Here is a 23047-nt window from a genome sequence, read left to right on the forward strand (position 1 = left end):
CGCTATCATAACATGACTTGACATACTCCCACCACTTTCGCGAAGCTCAAGTGGGGGATTCTAAAAGCAAACGCTCTTAGGCGACCTTCTCACGACCGTCACTTGTTTTCTGTTTCAACGGGCGACCTTTACTGCATCCTCCCTCCGCAGACAAAACGGCATGTCCTGCCGATAAAATATTTTTAGCTGCATTAATATCAGCGTTGGCTTTATGATCACATTTGACGCACTCGAATTTGGACTGAGTTTGTCTGTTTTCCTTAGCGATATGCTTGCATTCAAAGCAGGTCTGACTGGTATATCGTGGATTTACTTTAATCAGTAACCCACCGCGCCATTGCTGCTTGTACTCAAGCATATTGACCATCATGCCCCAGCCTTGATCTAGAATTGATTTATTCAATCCTGACTTGGCTTTAACCTGACGACCTTTATTCTCCACCGTACCGCTGGCTGATTTCGACATATTGGCTACTTTTAAATCTTCACAAGCAATCATGGCGTGGCTTTTGCTGATGCGGGTGGTGATTTTATGCAAGTAGTCGTGTCTGATACTAGCAATGTGGCTGTGGAGCTTTTGAATCTTGTGGTTTTGCTTTTTCCAGTTTTGGCTAAACAGAACCTTTCTGCTTAATTGACGCTGTAATTTGGCCAGTTTGAGTTGATTGGCTTTAAAGCTGTTTTTCGGTTTGATGACATCACCGTTTGAGGTGGTCAGTAGTTTGCTGATACCCATATCCAAGCCAATGGCGCTTTTAGAGGGGTGACGAGGGTTCTCAGTCAGTTCGCGCTCTGTGCCAAACGACACGTACCAATGCCCTGACTTCTTGCTGATGGTGACATTTTTAATCTTGCCAATAATGTCTTGCGATTTCCTAAACGTCACTAGGCCCACACCATTAGGCAGTTTTACTCGATTGCCCTTAATACGGCAGTATTTATCAAACTGAACCAAGCGAATTGAGTCGCAGCCAGCGGATTTGCGCTTAAATTGTGGCATCGATGGTCGTCGTTGAATCTCTGTGCCATCCGCCAGTTTAAAAAACTTGGGTTTTCTTGGTTTCTTTTTATTTTCTTTCAATCTGGCATGTGCTTTAGGATCAAAGAAACGCGACCAAGCCGATGCCAGATCACGTACTTTTTGTTGTAAAGAGACGGCATTAGAATGGGTTTTTAAGAACTCGTAATCAGGGTTATTCTTTAGATCTATAATTTTATTAACAAGGTTGGTGGCATTGATAAACTCATCTTTAGCAAACATCTCAAATGAGATCGCTAGCATTTGATTCCAAACAAAACGTGCAGAGCCGACAAGATTATTTAAAATAATCTCCTGCTCTGCATTAGGCTCAAGCCTAAATTTATACGCTTTGTTGATTTTCATAATACCAATTCATTTTATTTATTTTAATGTCAGTTGTGCAATTTATTATAGCTTATTTCAGTATATAATTTTTATGCATATATAATAAACACTAAGCGAAACTCACCTACACCCTAATGTCGGGTGGAGTCCTTTTTCGCTTTTTTTATAGAATTATGTCGCTAGCTTAACCATCACTGGTATTACTTTGACCTTATCATTTGATACTGTTGTCACTGAATACTGTTCTCAATGAACACTGTCAGTTCAAGCAATAAACCATATTAATTTCAATAATAATCACATTCTCAAAATCATGACAAAACAGATATAAGGCTTGTGATATCAAATGAATTGTCATAAAACGCATGTGTCCATTTTGAAGCCACTGTATTTGTTATATACTGTTTTAGCACTGTGACACTAAGCACCCTATTATTCGGTGCAAAATCACTGTCTACTGTTATCTGATACAAGGTTTTCGTTTATACCTGATACCAGTACGCTGTGTACCACCTATCGAATGATAAGCCCTATAATTGTAAGGATAATAAGTTTGAGTGACTTTGATAACGTAAACAATTCAGACAATTTTGACGAGTTCTTTGAGAATATCGGCTATCGTTTTGACGAGTCACTCGGCAACGGTTGGGATCGCATTGCCCAATCGGTTAGAGACATCTATAACCGAACCACAGAAAAGCTTGAAGACGAGATATCCTTACCCATCGCACAAACCTACGTCAATGATGCGCTACAAAATTTTGTGACGGACAATGTAAAAGCAATACTAGAGCTACGTGTTGAGCTGCACGATGACTGGTTTCGTCTTTACTGTACGGTTGATGCTGGCGGCATATATGCTGAGATCGCCAGTAATTTTAGCTTGATCCATGTACAGCTTGATCGCAACGTCCAGCGCTTTGTGTTTGGTCAACAAACCTATACCGACATACTAAACCTACGCTGTGAGTCTTTTATCAAACGCCAAGGCGTTAAGCTTGCTATCTGGTTTTATCATAGTGTCCTCAAAAAAGACCCGCTGGGCTTTATCCTCTCTTATGTCAATATCGCGCGGCCAAAAGACGAGGTCATTTACCTCGATATCAATCGCTGGCTAAAAAACAACAAAAAGATCATGGGTGCTTTGTACAAGGTGCAAGTAAATTACGGTAAGCTAGAAGAAGATCAGATGGTTTTAAAAGCTCAAGTCAATTATCGTGACCTACTAGCCTCAACAAACAACGAAGATATTATCGGTGATGATGACGAGCCTCAAATCATGCAAGGCCCGATCAATCCTATCGACGATGCGACGGAACCTAGCCAAGAATAGTAGGCTAAAGATAAAATCTAAATTCATAAAAAAAACGCTGTATCTAAGGGCTAACAACCTTGAAGATACAGCGTTTTTTTGTGGGAAGGACTACCAGTAGTTTTCGACAGCGATATTGCCTTCTCCGCGCCGATTCATCACCAGCCCTAATGTCTTTAATGCCTCTTTGGTATCTTCTACCATATCTGGGTTGCCGCATAGCATGACATGAGTCGTATCAATATCTAAAGCGATCCCTGCGCGCTCTTGCAGCCTACCCTCTAACAACAGCTTAGGCAAACGCTCTGACAGTGCGCCTTCGACAGGCTCTCTTGTGACAATGGGAATAAAAATCAGTTTTGCTGGATTATCAACTAGCGTGCCAAAGTCTTCTTGCAAGCGCTCGATCTGCTCAACGTAAGCAAGCTCTTCTATCGAACGTGCGCTATAAGCCAGTACGATATGCTCGTAGTCTTCCCATGTCTTTAGATCTTGTAACATCGATAAAAATGGTGCAAGACCCGTACCTGTCGCAAGCAACCACAAATCCTTTGGTAATGGTTTTTGATAACGTGCTAATGTCAAAAATCCAAATGGCATGGTGTTGAGCAGTAACTCATCGCCCACTTGCAAATGCTGCAACTGCGACGTAAAGGCACCATCAGGTATCACAATAGAGAAAAACTCTAGTACCTCATCAAACGGAGAAGACACAATCGAATATGCACGAAAAATATCTTCATTCAATGCTGCATCGGTAGCGGCATCATTTACGTCATTCTGCTGGTAATATTTTAGCTGACTAGGATTGACCCCTAAACGTACAAACTGCCCTGCTGTGAACTTAAAACTCTCAGGACGGCTGACGGTAAAACTAAATAGATTGGGTGTCCAAGTGGTTTTGCTCAGTACCGTTACCGTTTGAATATTATCACTCATAGTTATTCGTCACTCATACTTTGTTAAGCTGTATTTTTATAAGAGACCCTCGCGAGGTAAGTAACAGCAAGCGAAGGCAGGCAAAAAAAGATGCGCCAAGCTTATCATAAAGCGGGCGCATCTTGGTTTTTTAACCGTAACAGTAGATAAGGCTTATCTACTGTTCAATCTTGATACTACCAAATACGAGCCAAGCTTGCCCACTCAATCATACTATTTGGCAAGATACCAAAGAACAGAATAATCGCTGTGACCGCAATGACCATGATACCACCGGTACGAATACCCCATTGTCCAGAGACATCAAACTCAATGAACTGCTTAGGACGTTTGAATAGCGTAAGTAAAACGCGCAAGTAGTAGAATAGACCAATCGCACTACCCAAAATAATCATCGCAGCCAAGAACCAATTGGTTCCTTGTACAGCAGCCAAGATAGCAAATAGCTTTGTGATAAAGCCTGCCGTCAGTGGAATACCAGCCAGTGACAACATCATGATAGTCATCACAGCGGTCAGTACTGGACGACGCCAGAATAACCCCTGATAGTGAGTCAGCTCGTCAGCTTCACCAGATAAGCGGTATGGACTCGACATCAACGTCACAACACCAAAGGCACCAATAGAGGTAAAGGCATAAACTGCCATATACATACTAGAGATACTATCAGCAGCTGAGCCAATACTGACGATAACGATCATCACGTAACCCATATGGGCAATAGAAGAGTAACCGAGTAGACGCTTGAGACTGGTCTGACGTACTGCCAGTAGGTTACCCACTAAAATAGACAAGGTTGCCATTACCATTAGTAGCATCTGTACTGATGGTAGTGCTAATAACGCCGTATCGATCAAGAAGCGAACCGCTAGCGCCATCATCGCAACTTTTGATACAGAGGCTAAGAAAGTAGCGATAGGTGCTGGTGCCCCTTCATAGACATCGGGTGTCCACATGTGAAAGGGAGCTGCAGAGAGCTTGAACGCGATACCAAACATCATCATCGCCGCGCCCAATATCAATAGTGGCGATTCAAACAAATTACCCAGTACCATGTTGATTGGCTTAAATGCCAGCGAGCCTACTTCTGCATAGATAAAAGCCATACCCATCAGCAGCGTCGCTGATGCGGTCGCCGATAGTACCAAATATTTCAGTCCTGACTCAAGCGACTGGTTACGCATATACGTGTAAGCTAGCATCCCATACAGCGGTACTGATAGCATCTCTAGACTCATAAAGAACGATGCCATGTGCTGCGCGCTTACCATTAGTAGTGCACCAGTGGTCGCTAGCAACATGAGCAAGTACAGCTCTTCTTTATTGTCTTTGAGGTTGGCGAGGTATGCATACGATAACGTACAGCAAGCCAAGGCACAGACAAAAATTACTACCATATTAAACTGAGCAAAGTTATCAATGACAAATAACTGCTCAGCATTTGGCGCAATAGCACCGCTCTCGATCAGACCAGCCATTTGCCCTAATAAGGTAAATAGACCGATGTTTAAACCGACCACCGTAATCGTACCAGTGACCATATGAGAGCGTTTAACAGTGAGGGCAATCATCACCACGAGTACCGTAATGACCACGGCAATGATCGGCGCATAAGGCAACAATCCTATCAAATCATTCATCTTAATCTCATTCATGACTTAACGTGCCTCCATTACATCAAGCAGTTGCGATGCATCTACCTGCGTCACTTGACTGTATATATATGCGTTGTTGATCCACTGCATCGCATGACTTGACGTATCAAGGAATGGCTGTGGATATAGTCCAAGCCATACCAGACCGGCCGCCAGCATTAGTAGTAGTGACAACTCACGTTTGCCAAGATCTTTTAGTTTACGAACAGGTAGACCATGTGACTTGGTTTCTCGCTCTGCCAATGCGGCGATGTTGTTTTCACCAAATAAAGCGCGATGAATCAAAATAAGTGAGTACAGACCCGCTAATACCAAGCTGAATGTTGCAAACACCACAAACACAGGGTACTGAGCAAATGAGCCAAATAAAATCATGAACTCGCCAATGAAATTACCTGTCCCTGGAATACCCAATAACGCAGCGCAGAAGAACATCAGGATCGGTGCGTAGTAACGGAACTGACCCCACATACCACCCATCAACGTCAAATCACGAGTATGCAGACGCTCATACAACTGCCCTGCCATAATGAATAATGCCGCTGAGCTAAGCCCGTGCGCGAGCATCTGAATCATCAGACCTTGTAAGCTGAGCAATGTCCCTGCATAGATTGCTAGTACCACAAAACCCATGTGCGAGATACTGGTATACGCCAGCAAACGCTTCATATCGGTCTGCATAAACGCGAGCCACGCGCCATAGAAGATACCAATCGTACCCAAGGTGATCGCTATCGGCGCAAACTCTTGTGACGCTACTGGGAATAATGGCAAGACAAAACGAATCAAACCATATGCAGCAGTCTTAATAAGTACACCTGCCAAATCTACCGAACCAGCTGTTGGTGCCTGTGCATGCGCATCTGGCAACCAACCGTGGAAAGGAATAATTGGCAATTTCACCGCAAAGCCAATAAAGAAGCACAGCATGATTGGATATTCCCAGCCGCCAAGAGACGTACCGAGCAAATCATTATAGTTAAAGCTCACTACCCCTTTTTGCGCGTAACTGATAATAACCAATACCAAGATACCAATGAGCATGATAAGCCCAGACGCTTGGGTATAAATAAAGAACTTGGTTGCGGCATATTCTTTGGTTTTACCAACCACATCATGACCCCAAATGGCGATCAAGAAGTAGATCGGAACCAGCATCATCTCCCAAAAGAAGAAGAATAAGAACAAATCAATTGCTAAGAAAACCCCGATGACACCGCCCAAACTCCATAGCAAGTTTAGGTGGAAAAAACCAACACGGCGCTGAATCTCATTCCACGAACAGGCAACAGCTGCCACACCTAGCAAACCAGTTAATGCCACCATCATCAGTGACAGACCATCTAATGCTAAATGGAAACTAATGCCAAAGCTCGGTATCCATGGCACACTGAACTCAGCGACCCATGGCACTGCCGCATCTGGCGCAATGACTTGCTTACTCATACCGCTAAAATCGCCCTGCTGCCAAAGTACCAATGACAACGCAAAGGTCAACGTCATACCGATCAAAGCAATCCAGCGCGGCAGACGTTTATTAAATCGCTCTACCAACCAGCATAGCAACCCTGCAATAAAGGGAATTGCGATTAATGCTGGTAGCATCCACGTTTGTTGTAACTCAATCATCTTTTACACCACCGTCATCATTACCAGCACCAGCAATACAGCCATACCCAAGCCAAAGCTTGTAGCATAACCTCGAAGAGACCCTGTTTGCGTCGCAGACAATACTTTATTACCTGCTGAAGCCAGCTTAGGTAATAACAGCCACGTTTTATCGATAGGGTCGGCTTTTAATAAGCGGCCGATGAATAAAAAGGGTTTCACAAAAATTACATCATACAGCGCATCGAAACCTAGGCCATGGTAGCACCAGTGATATAATGCCCCACCAATACGTGAGCGCTTAAAGCTGGTCAGCATACGACCTTTGTTGACGACGTATAATAGTGCCGCCAATATCAAACCTGCCGCCATCGCACCCATCGCAATATACTCTGCGGTGTGCTTGGCATGTGCGTCACCCGCGACTTCTAATAGATGACCAACGCTCTCTGGCAATACGCCATCTAATGGCGGTGTAATCCATGCGCCAACAGCGGTAGATAGCACGAGTAACACCGTCAAAGGCAACCAGTACGATACGCCTGATAGCTTATGGGCATGGGTTTTTTCTTCACCAAAGAATATAATCCAAATCATACGGAACGTATAAATCGCCGTTAAGAACGCGCCGAATACACCCATATAGAATAAGACTGAGTGACCCGTGGCATACGTCTCCCAAAGAATCGCTTCTTTAGAATAAAAGCCAACGGTAACCCAAGGTATCGCAGCGAGTGCACCGCCACCGACGATATAACACCAAAATACCAATGGAATCTTTTTGCGCAGGCCACCCATCCTAAAGATGTCTTGCTCATGATGTACGGCAAGGATGACCGCACCTGACGATAAGAACAGTAATGCTTTGAAAAAAGCATGGGTCATTAGATGGAAGATTGCCCCTTGCCATGCCCCCACGCCAAGCGCCAAAAACATATAGCCAATCTGACTCATGGTCGAATACGCAAGGATACGTTTGATGTCTGTTTGTGCCAGCGCACAGAATCCAGCAACGACAAGCGTCAATGCACCCACGCCGCCAACCCAATACAACAAGATGCCCGGCGTCAGTTCAAACAATGGATGTAAACGGGCAATCAGATAAACACCTGCCGTTACCATCGTCGCAGCGTGAATCAATGCTGACACAGGTGTTGGACCTGCCATCGCATCAGCAAGCCATGTATGTAGTGGCAACTGCGCTGATTTACCCATCGCGCCGCCAACCAACATCATGGTCGTTAGCATCATCGTTGGATTGTTGATGTCAAACACTTCCGGCGCACGCGTAATAATTTCTTGGATATTGAGCGTACCGAACTCGCGGAATAATAAGAACAAACCAAAAGCCAAGAACACATCACCGACACGTGTGACGGTAAAGGCTTTCATTGCTGCAAGACCATTGGCTCTATCGTGGTAATAATAACCAATCAATAGATACGAACAGATGCCCACGCCTTCCCAGCCAAGATATAGCAGGAACAAATCGTCTGCTAGCACCAGTAACAACATACTGGCTACGAATAAATTCATATAGCTAAAGAAGCGCGCAAAGCCAGTGTCGCCTTTCATATACCAAGCGGCAAACATATGAATCAAAAAGCCAATCCCAGTGATCACGCCCGTCATAGTCAGTGCTAAGCCATCAAAGCTCAACCCAAAGTTTGGCGCAAAGTCGCCCACTTGGAACCATGTCCACAGCGGAACCTGTACGACCGTTCCTGCTGGATTGGTGGTTAAAAAGGTATAGCTAACCACCAGCGTACATAATGCTGATAGCAACATGCTACCTACGCCAACAATCGCTGCGACCGTCTCTGATAATTTGTCGCGCATAAAGGCTAAAATCAAAAAGCCAATGAGCGGGAATATAAAGGTTAATGGTAATAAACTCATGACATCATCCTTTCATCTCATTGGCGCTATCGACATCGAGATGCCCACGCTGATGATAAAAACGCAATAATATTGCCAGACCAATTGACGCCTCAGCCGCAGCCAAGGTCAAAATAAAGATAAACATAATCTGCCCGTCTGGATCGACCCAGCGACTCCCCGCCACTACAAATGCCAATGCTGCCGCATTCATCATGATCTCAAGGCTCATAAGCATAAATAGGAAGTTACGTCGTACCATGACACCGCACAGACCAATGGCAAATAAAATTCCTGCCAAAATCAGTCCATGGCTCATGGGTATCATACCCAATACGTTCTGCGCCTCGGAAACTGGCTGTACTAAGCCTGCCACCTCGTGGGCAAACGGCACGTTTGACACATCTTGTGCCACGCTTGCTGCTAGTACCATTAGTCTGACTCCTTGCGCGTGACTTTGTTCGCACCTACTTGGCTACCTGCTTTCATGCCTACCTTCGTATCAACCTTCATGCCTACGTAATCATGCGGGTCAACATCTTTATATTCGTAGGGCTTAGCCATTTGTACGGCGTCATGCTCTGTGTGGGTGCTGTCATTATCGTACAGCTCAATACTACCCACGCTCGGCTGAAACTCTTGGCTATCGTTACCAATGATCTCTTCATCGATCGATTCTTTACCCAAATGATAGGCCGCAACCAGGGCCGCCAAGAGTAGCAATGCAGCCACTTCAACCAACATAATGTATTTGGTAAATAACACTGTACCCACTGCTTTGGCAGAGATTGTAGTGCCGCCCATCATGACTGCATCATCGTGATTAAGACCGATCATTGCATATAGCACGACTGCGATAATCAGCGTCAATCCTGTTGGTATCGCCCAAGTGCCCGCATCGAGCCAACGCTCTTCGCGCTCGTCATTACTCATACCCAAATTGAGCATCATGATAACGAAGACGAATAGCACCATAATGGCACCAGCATAGACGACAATCTCTAACGCACCAGCAAATGGCGCACCTAACACAAAGAATATCCCTGCGATAGCCAATAACGACACAATCATCGATAAGATAGCGTGTACTGGATTGGCCTGAGTCACGACGCGCAAACTGGCAAATATAGCCACTGCCGCCAGTGAATAAAACCCAGCCAGTTCAGGATGGTTCAAAATATTCATCATGGTAGCAAGCTCCTTAGATCAATCGGTGCCGCTTCATTTTGCGCGGCGCCTTTTGGTTTGTCCGCTACCGCCATACCTGTCACACGATAATAGTTATAATCAGGATATTTACCTGGTCCTGAAATAAGCAAATGCTCTTTTTCATAGACCAAATCTTGGCGCTTATATTCACCCAATTCAAAATCTGGGGTCATTTGGATGGCTGTCGTTGGACAAGCCTCTTCACATAGTCCACAAAAAATACAGCGCGAAAAGTTAATACGGAAAAACTCTGGATACCAGCGTCCATCGTCGCGCTCGGCTTTTTGTAATGAGATACAGCCTACCGGACAGGCCACAGCACATAAGTTACAAGCCACACAGCGCTCGTCTCCGTCGGGATCACGCGTCAGGACAATACGTCCACGGAAACGTGGCGGCACAGGTACCGGTTCTTCAGGATAAAGAATGGTGTCACGCGGTCTAAGCGCATGACTGTTGACCATCCACATGCTGCGGACAATGGTAAATATACCAATGACGGTCTTTTTTATGGTAGTAAACATGGGATTATTATCCTTATCAGCTTTACCCTAGTTCATCAGTGATGGCTACTAGTAATGACTATAACGTTGGGGAAAAGATCAAAATGACTGCAGCCGTAATCAATAGATTGATCAAGGTTACTGGCAGGCACACTTTCCAGCCAAAGTTCATCACCTGATCATAACGCGGACGCATGAGTGAGCCTCGAGCCAAAACAAACAATGTCATAAAGAACAGCGTTTTAATCATGAACCAAAAAGCTGGTGGAATAAATGAAATATCTAAATTAAAAGGTGCCAGCCAACCGCCAAAGAATAAACAAGTCATCAAGGCAGAAATCAAGACCACGTTGACATACTCGCCAATGAAGAACATACCGAACTTCATACCCGAATATTCGACATGGTAGCCTTCGGCAAGCTCCTGCTCTGCTTCTGGTTGATCAAACGGATGTCTATGCGTTACCGCCACACCAGCGACCACAAAGGTCAAAAAGCCAAAAAACTGCGGAATAATGTACCAGCCGTCCGCTTGTGACTCAACAATGGCGCGCAGGTTAAATGAACCTGTCAGCGCCACCACACCCATCAATGACAAGCCCAAAAACACTTCGTAACTGATGGTCTGTGCCGCTGAGCGCAAACCGCCAAGCAATGAGAACTTGTTGGCAGATGCCCATCCACCGAACATCACGGCATAGACCGCAATACCAGCCATAGCAAAGAAAAACAAAATACCAATATCCCAATCAACCACGCCCAATGTCGGCGAGATAGGAATAATGGCAAATGAGGCCAATGCCGTAAACATGGCAACCGCAGGCGCCAACGTGAACATAAACTTATCGGTAAATTTTGGTGTCCAATCTTCTTTAAAGAAGATTTTGAGCATATCTGCAATGAGCTGCAATGAACCAAAAGGACCAACGCGGTTGGGACCGTAGCGATCTTGCCATAAGGCTAGCATGCGGCGCTCATAGACAATCATCATTGCAGCAACCAGTACCACAACCAAAAAAATGACTAGCGATTGACCTACCAAAAACAAAATAGACCAAGCATCAAAGCTTATGCTACCCGCCAAAAAGCTTGGCACATCAGGGATAATACGAGTCACTTGCATATTACACCTCCTGTGTCGTGGTCGGTGCTGCGCTCATATGCTCAGCCATATTGTTATTCATATCGTTAGCCATGCTACCCATCATCGTTACTGGCGCATCTACTTTGCGTACCGACGCTGGCATTGATGGATGGATAATACTCACCTGCCCGACTGGATAGCCGATGCAGCCTTCTGCTAGATAAACGACCAACTGTACTGGTAAAGTAATCTGCTGTTTATCAATCTCAATCGCCAAGTAATCACCAGCAGCGATATTCCAGTCTTTGGCATCATCAATACCGATGCGCCATGCGGCAATAGGTAGTTGCTCTGCGACAAGTGGGCTACGTGATGCCATCATTGAGCTGGCATAGATGTTATGAATCGGTACCAGCTTGGCTTGACCTTGTTGTAAATCAGTGGTGTTTACAGACATAGCTTCTGGCGCAACATATTGACGAGTGGCTAGACGTTCTAAATGATCAAACAAGCGCACCCCTGGATCGCCATTTTTTAGATGGCCACCAACTTTATCTTGGTATTTGTTCCACGCTTGTGGTGAATTCCACCCTGCGGCACTGGCAAAAGGAATCATCGAGCTTGGTGTTTCTTTGCCGCTATAACCTTCCATTGAGAAGGTTAAACCTGTGTCCAAATCTTTTGGCTGCATCGGCTCATGTACTGAGATCGGTGCACGCATGGCGGTACGACCTGAGTAGCGACGCGGCTGACGCGCAATCTTAAGACCGGTAATACGGTAGTCCGCTTCAGGCGCAGCACCTTTGATACCCGCAAGTTTAGGGTGCGTTGCGATCAGAGCGTTAATCACGTCATCTAATTGCGTCCAGTCAACATCACGACCTTCAATGCTGCTGTGGACAGCATGTATCCAGCGCCAGCCTTCTTTGATACTACTCATTGGATGGTAGTATTCATTATCATAAACTTGGAAGAAGCGCTGGGCACGACCTTCAGCAGATATTAGGGTACCATCCGCCTCTGCAAAGCTAGCCGCTGGCAATACGATATCGACGTCTTTATGCCAATCAAGCAACTGATGATCTAACGCAATGACTGTTTTGTCCGTCAATAGCTGCGTCAACTTAGTAGCATCAATAGCGTCCGTTAGCTGGTTTTCTGCTACCACAACCACGTCATAATCGGTGGCTAATAGCTCTTCAACTGAGTGACCACCAAGCATACAGACACCCATACTATTGGCATCAGGAACCGTTAAGTAAATACCTGCTTGCGCTTGGTATTTAGTATTAACTTCTTTCAGCTCAAGGTTTTCAGCAGGTTCGCGCTCTATATCGTCCTGTACTTCTGTATCTACACCCGTTTCAGGCTTGTTCGGTTTGGCTGATAGCTCTTTATCTTCTTCAGGCTGATCATTAGCAGACTGCGCTTGGGCTTTGACTTTGGCATTGTGAGCGTCAACTTGCTGTTGCTCAGTGGCTTTGATCGTCTCGCGTTTTTGGGTCAATGCTTGGGTGATCTGTGCCGCTGCTTCTATCAATGCGGTAGAAGACAGGCTACTACCTGACACAACTAATGGCTTATCGGCTTGGATCAAGTCATAAGCGATTTGCTGCGCCAAAACTTGCATACCATCAGTGTCTTGCTCAGCTGTTTGAGGATCTGCTATTTCTGCTAAGTCGTCAGCAAGGTTTGCAATCTCGTCAGCAACCTTAAAGCCAAGTTTAATAATATCTTCAGGCGTTGCCACCACACTCACCTTACTGATGTCTTCTAGCTTGGTCTGTGTCACATCGATGACATAGACTGGGCTTAGCGCATCTTGAGCGATACGTTTGACTGGTTCAGCAAGCCATGGCTGCGTTTGCAATGCCGCTGCCATTTTCAGGCCTTCATTTTTTGCGGCTTGACGTACTGACAATGCGACACGTGATGACGTTTGAGTGATATCCTCGCCTAATACGAGCACTGCATCATGCGTTTCGATATCGGTCATGCTAGGGTTATAAATGCCTTCAGTACTAAGCACTTCGATACATTTATTGACCAGTGCTTGCTGCTGATGGTTCAGACCTGTTGAGAAGTTATCAAAGCCAACGAGATTTTTTAGCGCAAAGTTAGTCTCTAGACTGGCGCGCGGTGAGCCAATACCGATGACTTTTTTGTCTTTGAGTCGTTTGATGGTTTCATCAAGGGCATAGTCGATATTGATTTTGACATGCTTATCGTTGATACGTTCAAGCGCTTGGGTTGGACGATCCGCGCGGTTGACATAACCATAACCAAAGCGGCCTCGGTCACATAAGAAGTAACGGTTTACTTCGCCGTTATAGCGGTTTTCGATACGGCGCAATTCACCATAACGTTCGCCCGGTGAGATATTACAACCAGCCGAGCAACCATGACAGATGCTAGGCGCATACTGCATGTCCCACTTACGATTGTAGCGATCAGAGTGGGTTTTATCAGTAAACACACCGGTTGGGCAGACTTCAGTCAAGTTACCTGAAAACTCACTTTCAAACTGCCCATCTTTATCACGGCCAAAGTAAACGCGGTTGTTTGAGCCATAAACACCCAAATCTTCACCGCCCGCATAGTCTTTATAAAAACGTACACAGCGATAGCAAGCGATACAACGGTTCATCTCATGCGCGATGAATGGACCAAGCTCTTGATTATGATGTGTGCGCTTGGTAAAGCGATAGCGACGACGGCTATGACCTGACATATACGTCATGTCTTGCAAGTGACAATGTCCGCCCTCTTCACAAGTTGGACAGTCATGCGGATGGTTGGTCATGAGTAGCTCAACCATCGACTTACGGAATGCTTTGGCTTCATCGTCAGTCACAGAGATATACATATCATCGCCAGGAGCGACCATACAGGACATGACGAGGCGACCTTTGCCCGCTTCCATGTCATCTTTATTTTGGAATTGCTTGACCGCGCACTGACGGCACGAGCCTACTGAGCCAAGGGCTGGGTGATAACAAAAATACGGCACATCAATGCCGAGTGATAAGCAGGCTTGTAGTAAGTTGTCGCTGCTATCTACTTCGACAGTGGTCCCATCAATATGTATGACTGCCATGCCGCTCTCCTTATTTCGCTACTGGCTGTTGGTTGGCTGCCGCATCAATAACATCGACACCAACCGCCTGCGCGATTTTTTGATCAAACTCTGGACGGAAATATTTAATCGCACTCATTAGTGGCTCCATCGCCCCTGGGGCATGCGCACAGAATGTCTTACCAATCCATAAGTCACGCGTCAGGCCTTCTAGTTTTTCGACATCGCCCACTTGCCCTTCACCATCATTGATGGCAGTGAGCAGTTTGACGCCCCAAGGCAGACCATCACGGCATGGTGTACACCAACCGCAAGATTCGCGTTGAAAGAAAATTTCAAGATTACGCAGTAGCGGCACCATGTCTTGTGCTTCATCAACAACCATAATCAGACCTGTACCCATACGGCTACCCGCATTTTGAATGGTGTCAAAATCTACCACAACATCTAAGTGTTCTGCGGTCAAAAAGTCAGTCGAGGCACCGCCCGGTAGCCAAGCCTTCAGCGTTTTACCATCTTTCATACCGCCCGCCAACTCTTCAATGATTTCGCGAGCTGTATAACCAAACGGTAATTCCCATAGGCCTGGATCATTAACTAAACCTGAGCAGCCAAATAGTTTGGTGCCTGGCGTTTTACTTTTGCCTTTGATTTCAGATAACGACTGATACCACTCGACGCCGTGGTTCAAAATCGCTGGCATATTGCAAAGCGTTTCAACGTTATTGACGACGGTTGGTCGACCCCATGCACCAGATATTTGTGGAAATGGTGGTTTGGTACGTGGATTGGCACGGCGGCCTTCTAGACAGTTAATCAGTGCGGTTTCTTCACCGCAGATATAACGTCCAGCGCCCGTATGCACATGCAAGTTAAAGCTAAAATCTGAACCTAGAATGTTAGCGCCCATGAGATTATTGGCTAAGCACTCTTCGATAGCAGCGACCAAACGCTCAGCCGCTAAGATGTACTCACCGCGAATAAAGATATAACCGTCAGTCGCACCGATAGCATGGGCAGTAATGAGCATACCTTCGATAAGCTGAAACGGTAAGCGCTCCATTAATAGACGATCTTTAAATGTACCTGGCTCCATCTCATCAGCATTACAGATGAGGTAGCGAGGTAAACCGTCTGGCGGCGACATAAACGACCATTTAAGACCAGCGTTAAAGCCCGCACCACCGCGGCCTCTGACATTGGCAGCCTTGATCATATTGCCGACGTCTTTGGGCGATTTAGATAGCGCTTCTTTTAGACCCGAAAAGCCTTTTAGAGATTCATAAGTGGACAAATCAAGCACAGCGTCATGGTGCGCTAGACGCCACGTCAATGGCTTAGTTTCGCTAGTCGCTGTGGCTTTATCGCCATAGATTGGAACACGCTGTGCATTTAGCTGACTTGGTGCTTGACCTTGACCGCGACGAGCAATCTGCTCTGAAATCGTTAAACTCATGCGTATATCTCCAATAGTTGCGCGACCTCGGAGGGTTGGACAGGGCCGTAAGTATCTTCGTCAATCAGTACTGCAGGACCTTTGTCGCAGTTTCCTAAGCAGCAAATTGGTAGTAACGTAAATCGACCATCAGCAGTTGTCTGTCCGTACTCGATACCCAGCTGCGATCTAATTTCAGCTGATAGCGCCTCATAACCTGTCAAGTAACAAGCTACAGAGTCACAGATCAGAATCACATGACGACCGACCGGCTGACGGTAGATACGGTTAAAGAAAGTCGCAACCCCATCCATATCTGACATCGGAATGTCTAGGATATTGGCAATGGCATTCGCTTGCGCATCATCAACCCAGCCGTTGCGCTTTTGCACGATTTTGAGTGCATCTAGTGAGGCGGCACGCGCTTGCGGATAATGATGCATAAACTCATGAATGGCAGCAATTTCCTCAGTGGTGAGGATGCTCTCTACATCTACTTTTGGCATTTTGTCGGAAACAATTTTCATAATCTTCTGTCTTTCCTCACTCATCCTGCTCTATCACTAGACAATATCAGTCTCATTGCAACTGGGTTATATCGAAAAGTGACAGCATTTTGGTGTGCCATCAGGCAATAATATATTGATAAACAACTATTCTTTAAGACTTACTGACACCTTTAACGATCACAATCTGCCATCACAATATCTATCGATGCCAAATACATAATGGCGTCAGAAACAAGCGATCCATTAATGACCGATGGCATCTGTTGTATATGCGCAAACGTTGGCGTGCGAATACGCGTACGATAGCTCATCGTGGCTTTGTCTGAGGTGATGTAATAACTGTTCAGACCTTTGGTCGCCTCGACGATTGTCGTACACTCACCCGCTGGCATCACAGGACCCCAAGATACTGAGATGAAGTGGTTAATCAATGTCTCAATATCATTCAGCGTACGGTCTTTTGGCGGTGGTACTGCAAGTGGATGATCTGCTTTGTAAGGGCCTTGTGGCATGTTGTCCATACATTGACGAATGATACGTAATGACTGGCGCATCTCTTCAACTTTTACCATACAGCGATCATACGCATCACCGTTGTAACCAACGGGGACTTCAAAATCGTAATTTTCATAGCCCATATACGGACGTGCTTTACGCAAATCAAAGTCCACACCAGTCGCACGCAGTCCTGCACCTGTCACACCCCAAGCCAATGCTTGCTTGGCATTGTATTGAGCAACGCCTTGAGTACGACCTTTGAGTACGCTGTTCTGTAATGCTGCTTTGACATACTCATCCAAGCGTTTCGGCATCCAATCTAAGAATTCACGAACCAGACGCTGCCAACCACGTGGCAAGTCAGCCGCCGTACCACCGATACGGAACCAAGCAGGATGCATACGGTAGCCAGTCACCGCCTCGATAACGTCATAGGCTTTTTGGCGATCGGTAAACATATAGAATACAGGCGTCATGCCGCCCGCATCCTGAATGAACGTACCAACGTATAGCAAATTGTTGGTGATTCGGAAAAACTCACTCATCATCACACGGATAGTTTCGGCGCGAGGTGGAATGGTAATCCCAGCAAGCTTTTCGACCGACATGATGTACGGCAGCTCATTCATCACACCGCCAAGATAATCAATACGGTCGGTATAAGGAATGAATGAGTGCCACGTTTGGCGCTCAGCCATCTTTTCGGCGCCGCGATGGTGATAGCCGATATCAGGGATACAGTCGACGACTTCTTCGCCATCAAGCTGTAGCACCAAACGAAACGCACCATGAGCAGAGGGATGGTTAGGGCCGATGTTCAAGAACATAAAGTCCTCATCGCGACCTGAACGCTTCATACCCCACTCTTCTGGGACAAAACGCAGGTTTTCTTGTTCGTATTGCTGCTTGGCCGTGTTCAAGAAATACGGAGTAAACTCAGTCGCACGTGCATGATACTCTTTACGCAGTGGATGCCCTTCCCAGTATTTTGGCAATAAAATACGGGTCAAATGCGGATGGCCGCTAAAGACAATACCGAACATATCCCATACTTCGCGCTCATACCAGTTGGCGTTTGGCCAAATATTGGTAGCGCTTGGCACGTTGAGATCGTCTTCGCTCAGTGCGACTTTGACACGTATATCACTATTGCGCTCAAGCGACATTAAATGGTAAAAAACGGTAAAATCACTGTCAGGCAAACCCTGTCGATGCTGACGCAAGCGCTCATCTATCGCTGACAAATCAAATAGCATGACATAGGGCTTGGGCAATTTGCGTAGGAACAAGAGAACGTCTAATAAGTCTGCACGAGCCACCCAAACCGTTGGAATCTCATCCACAGTGTGCTGCACAACGAATTTACCAGCGTACTTCTGCTCCAGCTCTGTGATGACTGCTGGGATGGGCTTGATCTTAGAATCTGTGTTTTCGACTACCGTGACCATGAATGATGTATTCCTTCATTAATCATAACTGAACCATGTCAACCATAACTGAGCTATGTTAATCATAACCGAACTATGATAAGTGCATAAAATATTGAAACTATTGCTACAAGTATAAATGCCGTTTAAAACTTAGATACTATCTGGGCTACGTAAGTTTTTGACAGCGATACGGTCTGCCTGCTTACGGTCACGTTCAGGCGTCATTTGCGGCTGATAGATACCCTGCTCATTGACATAAGCACCCAACGGACGACGCTCTTTAGTGATGGATTCTTGCAGTAACATCAAACCTTGAATCAACGCTTCTGGACGCGGCGGACAACCTGGCACATAGACATCAACAGGGATAATCTTATCCACGCCTTGTACGACCGAGTAGATATCATACATACCGCCCGAGTTGGCACAGGCGCCCATAGAGATGACCCATTTTGGCTCGAGCATTTGCTCATAAAGACGCTGGATAACAGGGGCCATTTTGACGAAGCAAGTACCGGCGACGATCATCACGTCTGCCTGACGAGGTGACGCACGGATAACCTCTGCCCCAAAGCGTGACAAGTCATGAACAGCAGTTAAGGTAGTGGCATATTCGACATAACAACAAGACGTACCAAAGTTAAATGGCCACAGTGAGTGCTTGCGCCCCCAATTTGCTGTTGAATGAACAAGATCTTCTAGGCGACCCATAAAGACGTTTTTATTGACTTCGTCTTCGATAGGATCATTGACCGTTTGGCTGGTCTGTGCAGGATAGGTATCTGCATCAGGGTTGGCTTTTGTTAATGTGTATTTCATAACATACAACCTTCATATTAAGTTTGGCGTAGCAATCGTCTTACTTGTGCTATTGCCATAACTTTTATTATTGAGTATCTGATCATAAATGTCTGATCATCGGCGATCGTTGATAAAACCGACTACCGTCTTTACATCTTGCTGCCCATTGTGACAAATGCTACGAGCCAAAATCATCAGCTAGTGCTAACGCTCAGTATTGTCTTGTTGAGCAGACGTCGCAAAATCTACAGTAGTCACATTACCTGTCGTATTGATATGATCAATGTTTTGTAGATGACGGCGATTGGCCTCAATATTGTTTGAGACATTGATTTGTCCTGATGACTGTGCTGGCACCTTACCGGTAGGATCGACCATCAATTCATGAGCGCCATCAAACTTAGTAATGTCTGCCAAGTTAAAGCCAGCAGGAGCGGCATGTAAGCGTACTTTTTTGCGTAGCTTATCTGCAGGTGCCCAGTTCATCGCACCCAAGCTGAGCTCATAGATCAGACCAATAATTAGGATAGTGATAAAGGTAGCAGCGGCGGCAAAACCAAGCCAGCCAGCTTCTCGTACTGAAACAGCGTAAGCGTAGAGATATAGCGCTTCTAAATCAAAAATAACAAAGAAAATCGCTACAAGATAGAATTTAGCAGACAAACGAATACGGGCGTTGCCAGATCCGACAACACCCGCTTCAAATATTTCTTCTTTTTGTGAGCCTTGAGAGCGGCCACCAAGCAAACGCGGTACAACCAGCATAAAGACAACTAGCCCAATGGCGGCTAAGATAAAAGCAATGGCTGACCAATTAAAAGCAGACATGATAATACGTGCTCCTCACCCAATCGAGTGTCATACACAGCGCAAGTACTGACCTACGAAGGTCGCCTCACGACAGGTATAACGTAGACGAAAACACAAAGCGACTGTCATTGCATTTAAGCATTTGTCACTGAGTTTAAGTAACTGTCATTGAGTCACATGTTAGGTATTTTGCTGGTAATAACCAATTATCAAGCGTATTGACGACGATGTCAGACATGACCAACTGTAGAGATTCCGGAATGCACGCGGACAAAGGCTGGTCGCCCAACGCATCTTCTAACAACGTAAGATCAACGTATTAAATCAATATCATATCTGGCTGCGTATTTAATTGATTTAATAGCTCATTACACGTGGTCAATAATGGCGTGACAACTGGCATAAATTATTTACGTACTATACGCATATCAGTGCCTAAAAGCTAGTTTTTAACTGTATTGAACGGTCACTTTCTGTGCAAAAAAAATGTGTTTTTTTTACTATGAATTATGATATGGACTTTACCTTATATTAACCCCAAATCCATACTTTTGACTATGCTCGTATCTTGTTACGGTATTTATCAAAACTTAGTTGATCAAGCACTCTTATTTCACTAACCAACTCCTCCCCCAAAGGAGCTATTTTTGCTTTATAATAACCCACCTGATTTTGGTGATATTTTACTATCAGACCGTAAACTCAATTATTCTTATAATACATAGTATCCAACAATAAATAGTATTCAACTGTCGCTACGATATTGATTTTGGTGAGACGCGTCGTGTTCATCTACTTGTGCGATATCAGTGCTACCCTCTTTTTGCTCTTGTCTTACAGGTCACGTTATGAGTCAACTCAATCCCAAACAATCCGAGGCCATGCTCTACGTATCTGGTCCCCTACTCGTCCTTGCAGGTGCAGGCTCCGGTAAGACCTCGGTGATCACGCGTAAGATCGCTTACTTGATCCAAGAGTGTGATATGCCAGCTGAGCGTATCACGGCGGTGACCTTTACCAATAAAGCAGCACGTGAAATGAAAGCGCGTGTCAGTAAACTACTACCAAGTGAGAAAATGCGCGGTCTAACGGTATCGACCTTTCACCAATTTGGTCTCCAGTTTTTGCGCTATGAGCTGATTCATACCCCGCTAAAGGGCAATTTTTCTATCATGGACAGTGACGACAGTAAGCGTTTGCTCATGGAGCTCATGATGCGCGATAACTTGAGTGGCGCTGAAAGTCGCGAGCTCGTTGGCAAAGCAATCAAGATGATCTCTGACTGGAAAAACGATTTGGTCGAGCCTGATCAGGCGATGGAAACGCTAGACGATCCAGAAGAGATGATTTTTGCGACGTTATATGCGCTTTATGAGCGTAACTTGCGCGCGTATAATGCCGTTGATTTTGATGACCTGATTGTATTGCCTACCAAGATTTTACGTGAAAATAGAGAGCTACGTGACAAGTGGCAAAACCGCATTCGTTATTTATTAGTCGATGAGTATCAAGATACCAATACCGCTCAGTACGAAATGATTAAAAATCTGGTTGGGCCGCAAGGGCGATTTACCGTGGTGGGTGATGACGATCAGTCTATCTACGCATGGCGCGGGGCAAAACCTGAAAACATGGCGCTGCTAAAAGAAGACTTTCCAAAACTAAAAATCGTCATGCTGGAACAAAACTACCGCTCGACTACGCGTATTTTGACCTCGGCCAACGCGGTTATTACCAACAACGAGCATTTATTTGAAAAGAAACTGTGGTCAGATAAGGGCCAAGGCGAAAAGATTCGGATCATCAACTGCCGTAATGACGACGACGAATCGGAGCGCGTCGCTAAAGAAATCGTTACCCATAAACTGCGCTTTGGCAATGAGTGGGAACAATATGCAGTGCTATACCGCAGTAACTTTCAGGCACGCATGCTAGAGGCGCAACTGCGACAACTGCAAATTCCTTATAAATTATCGGGTGGGCAGTCTTTCTTTGCCCGTAGTGAAATCAAAGACATCATGGGCTATCTGCGTCTGATATTGAATCCTGAAGATGACAGCGCGTTTTTGCGTATTATCAATACCCCTAAGCGCGGTATGGGACCGGCCACGCTCGAAAAGCTCGGCTTGTTTGCACAAGAACACAGTATATCGCTACTGGCCTCCTGTACTCATGCGGGCCTGACCCACGTGTTACCTTCCAAGGCTTATGGCACAATAAAAGAGTTTGGTGAGTTCATTGAGCACTATACGCGTGAGCTGGATCAGCACCCTGATCCTGTGCCAATCGTGCGTCAAATGATTGATGAAACGGGCTATATTGATTTTGTCCGTAGCGACGCCAAAACACCGCAGCAAGAAAAAAACCGCATTGATAATATCGATATGCTGTATACCAGTATTCAGTCATTGATTAATCGCGCGGAAGAGGACGAAGACCGGACGATTGATACCATCATTCGTAAACTGGTTTTGCTCGATATGCTCGAACAACAGCAAGAAGAAGAAAACACCAACAAAGTCAACTTGATGACCTTGCATGCGGCAAAAGGTTTGGAGTTTGATTTTGTCTATATCATGGGGCTTGAGGAAGAGATGCTACCGCATCGCAACTCTATCATGAGTGAGACAGTCGAAGAAGAACGTCGTCTGATGTATGTAGGGATTACTCGTGCGCGTCGCGAGCTGACATTGACGCTTGCAACCCAGCGCCGTGCTGGTGGGCAAATGCGTGTCACCTCTGAGTCTCGGTTTTTGGACGAGCTGCCTGAAGATCATATTGATTGGCCCGCCAAAGCGAAAAAGAAAAAAGCGACCAAAGACCCAGAGGCTGTCGCTGATGAATACTTGGCCAATATTCGAGCGCTACTCGGTAAACGCTAACATCAGCACTAGTAGTATTGACAGCGCATATTGTTGACTGAGTACATTTGGC

At 45.6% G+C, this 23047-nt stretch carries 17 protein-coding genes; 2 read left to right on the forward strand and 15 right to left on the reverse strand.

Annotated elements, in window-relative coordinates; all coding sequences use genetic code 11:
- Positions 1–76: 76 nt before the first annotated feature.
- Positions 77–1384: an RNA-guided endonuclease InsQ/TnpB family protein gene (locus AC5JPO_RS05190; RefSeq protein ID WP_493853457.1), complete on the reverse strand. Its 1308-nt coding sequence runs from the start codon at positions 1382–1384 to the stop codon at positions 77–79.
- A 535-nt stretch (positions 1385–1919) separates the two neighbouring features.
- Between AC5JPO_RS05190 and AC5JPO_RS05195 the strand changes: the two genes are divergently transcribed.
- Positions 1920–2699, forward strand: a complete 780-nt coding sequence (locus AC5JPO_RS05195; RefSeq protein WP_493853458.1) for a hypothetical protein — start codon at positions 1920–1922, stop codon at positions 2697–2699.
- A gap of 90 nt (positions 2700–2789) precedes the next feature.
- On the opposite strand, the gene AC5JPO_RS05200 is transcribed toward AC5JPO_RS05195, so the two are convergent.
- The 14 genes from AC5JPO_RS05200 to ndhC form a co-directional block, all read right to left on the reverse strand.
- Positions 2790–3617: a ferredoxin--NADP reductase gene (locus tag AC5JPO_RS05200; protein WP_493853459.1), complete on the reverse strand. Its 828-nt coding sequence runs from the start codon at positions 3615–3617 to the stop codon at positions 2790–2792.
- A 176-nt stretch (positions 3618–3793) separates the two neighbouring features.
- Positions 3794–5272 (reverse strand): NADH-quinone oxidoreductase subunit N, encoded by a 1479-nt coding sequence (locus AC5JPO_RS05205; RefSeq protein ID WP_493843582.1) that lies wholly within the window; start codon positions 5270–5272, stop codon positions 3794–3796.
- 3 nt (positions 5273–5275) lie between these two features.
- The gene (gene nuoM, locus AC5JPO_RS05210) at positions 5276–6901 is read right to left on the reverse strand and encodes an NADH-quinone oxidoreductase subunit M (protein ID WP_319049918.1); all 1626 of its coding nucleotides are present in this window, start codon (positions 6899–6901) and stop codon (positions 5276–5278) included.
- A 3-nt stretch (positions 6902–6904) separates the two neighbouring features.
- Positions 6905–8779 (reverse strand): NADH-quinone oxidoreductase subunit L, encoded by a 1875-nt coding sequence (gene nuoL, locus AC5JPO_RS05215; protein WP_493853460.1) that lies wholly within the window; start codon positions 8777–8779, stop codon positions 6905–6907.
- A 4-nt stretch (positions 8780–8783) separates the two neighbouring features.
- Entirely contained in the window at positions 8784–9092 is a 309-nt protein-coding gene (nuoK, locus tag AC5JPO_RS05220) for an NADH-quinone oxidoreductase subunit NuoK (RefSeq protein ID WP_025653102.1), read from the reverse strand.
- Positions 9093–9190: 98 nt separating this feature from the next.
- Complete coding sequence (nuoJ, locus tag AC5JPO_RS05225; RefSeq protein ID WP_493853461.1) at positions 9191–9946, reverse strand: NADH-quinone oxidoreductase subunit J; 756 nt, start codon at positions 9944–9946, stop codon at positions 9191–9193.
- Positions 9943–10491 (reverse strand): NADH-quinone oxidoreductase subunit NuoI, encoded by a 549-nt coding sequence (gene nuoI, locus AC5JPO_RS05230; RefSeq protein WP_021813437.1) that lies wholly within the window; start codon positions 10489–10491, stop codon positions 9943–9945. Before nuoI ends, nuoJ begins: the two co-directional genes overlap by 4 nt.
- A gap of 58 nt (positions 10492–10549) precedes the next feature.
- Positions 10550–11593 (reverse strand): NADH-quinone oxidoreductase subunit NuoH, encoded by a 1044-nt coding sequence (gene nuoH, locus AC5JPO_RS05235; protein WP_493853462.1) that lies wholly within the window; start codon positions 11591–11593, stop codon positions 10550–10552.
- 1 nt (position 11594) lies between these two features.
- A complete protein-coding gene (gene nuoG, locus AC5JPO_RS05240; protein ID WP_493853463.1) occupies positions 11595–14651 on the reverse strand; it encodes an NADH-quinone oxidoreductase subunit NuoG in 3057 nt (1018 codons plus the stop codon).
- A gap of 10 nt (positions 14652–14661) precedes the next feature.
- Complete coding sequence (gene nuoF, locus AC5JPO_RS05245; protein WP_493853464.1) at positions 14662–16086, reverse strand: NADH-quinone oxidoreductase subunit NuoF; 1425 nt, start codon at positions 16084–16086, stop codon at positions 14662–14664.
- A complete protein-coding gene (nuoE, locus tag AC5JPO_RS05250) occupies positions 16083–16592 on the reverse strand; it encodes an NADH-quinone oxidoreductase subunit NuoE (protein ID WP_201555956.1) in 510 nt (169 codons plus the stop codon). The genes nuoF and nuoE overlap by 4 nt, the downstream gene beginning before the upstream one ends.
- Before the next feature lie 152 nt (positions 16593–16744).
- Positions 16745–18520 (reverse strand): NADH-quinone oxidoreductase subunit C/D, encoded by a 1776-nt coding sequence (nuoC, locus tag AC5JPO_RS05255; protein WP_493853465.1) that lies wholly within the window; start codon positions 18518–18520, stop codon positions 16745–16747.
- Between the two features lie 132 nt (positions 18521–18652).
- The gene (locus tag AC5JPO_RS05260; RefSeq protein WP_443524778.1) at positions 18653–19321 is read right to left on the reverse strand and encodes a NuoB/complex I 20 kDa subunit family protein; all 669 of its coding nucleotides are present in this window, start codon (positions 19319–19321) and stop codon (positions 18653–18655) included.
- 186 nt (positions 19322–19507) lie between these two features.
- The gene (gene ndhC / locus AC5JPO_RS05265) at positions 19508–20131 is read right to left on the reverse strand and encodes an NADH-quinone oxidoreductase subunit A (protein WP_493853466.1); all 624 of its coding nucleotides are present in this window, start codon (positions 20129–20131) and stop codon (positions 19508–19510) included.
- 830 nt (positions 20132–20961) lie between these two features.
- Here ndhC and AC5JPO_RS05270 point away from each other — a divergent pair.
- Positions 20962–22995 (forward strand): UvrD-helicase domain-containing protein, encoded by a 2034-nt coding sequence (locus tag AC5JPO_RS05270; RefSeq protein ID WP_493852479.1) that lies wholly within the window; start codon positions 20962–20964, stop codon positions 22993–22995.
- Positions 22996–23047: the final 52 nt, after the last annotated feature.

The organism is Psychrobacter sp. H25, from assembly GCF_059076335.1.

What these genes read in the sequence shown, in the direction of transcription:
- nuoL (WP_493853460.1), bottom strand. Translation starts at nt 8,779, where the DNA reads ATGAGTTTATTACCATTAACCTTTATATTCCCGCTCATTGGCTTTTTG.
- ndhC (WP_493853466.1), bottom strand. Translation starts at nt 20,131, where the DNA reads ATGTCTGCTTTTAATTGGTCAGCCATTGCTTTTATCTTAGCCGCCATT.
- nuoC (WP_493853465.1), bottom strand. Translation starts at nt 18,520, where the DNA reads ATGGTCACGGTAGTCGAAAACACAGATTCTAAGATCAAGCCCATCCCA.
- nuoI (WP_021813437.1), bottom strand. Translation starts at nt 10,491, where the DNA reads ATGTTTACTACCATAAAAAAGACCGTCATTGGTATATTTACCATTGTC.
- nuoM (WP_319049918.1), bottom strand. Translation starts at nt 6,901, where the DNA reads ATGATTGAGTTACAACAAACGTGGATGCTACCAGCATTAATCGCAATT.
- nuoH (WP_493853462.1), bottom strand. Translation starts at nt 11,593, where the DNA reads ATGCAAGTGACTCGTATTATCCCTGATGTGCCAAGCTTTTTGGCGGGT.
- AC5JPO_RS05270 (WP_493852479.1), top strand. Translation starts at nt 20,962, where the DNA reads ATGAGTCAACTCAATCCCAAACAATCCGAGGCCATGCTCTACGTATCT.
- AC5JPO_RS05260 (WP_443524778.1), bottom strand. Translation starts at nt 19,321, where the DNA reads ATGAAATACACATTAACAAAAGCCAACCCTGATGCAGATACCTATCCT.
- AC5JPO_RS05205 (WP_493843582.1), bottom strand. Translation starts at nt 5,272, where the DNA reads ATGAATGAGATTAAGATGAATGATTTGATAGGATTGTTGCCTTATGCG.
- nuoF (WP_493853464.1), bottom strand. Translation starts at nt 16,086, where the DNA reads ATGAGTTTAACGATTTCAGAGCAGATTGCTCGTCGCGGTCAAGGTCAA.
- AC5JPO_RS05200 (WP_493853459.1), bottom strand. Translation starts at nt 3,617, where the DNA reads ATGAGTGATAATATTCAAACGGTAACGGTACTGAGCAAAACCACTTGG.
- nuoE (WP_201555956.1), bottom strand. Translation starts at nt 16,592, where the DNA reads ATGAAAATTGTTTCCGACAAAATGCCAAAAGTAGATGTAGAGAGCATC.
- nuoJ (WP_493853461.1), bottom strand. Translation starts at nt 9,946, where the DNA reads ATGATGAATATTTTGAACCATCCTGAACTGGCTGGGTTTTATTCACTG.
- AC5JPO_RS05190 (WP_493853457.1), bottom strand. Translation starts at nt 1,384, where the DNA reads ATGAAAATCAACAAAGCGTATAAATTTAGGCTTGAGCCTAATGCAGAG.
- nuoG (WP_493853463.1), bottom strand. Translation starts at nt 14,651, where the DNA reads ATGGCAGTCATACATATTGATGGGACCACTGTCGAAGTAGATAGCAGC.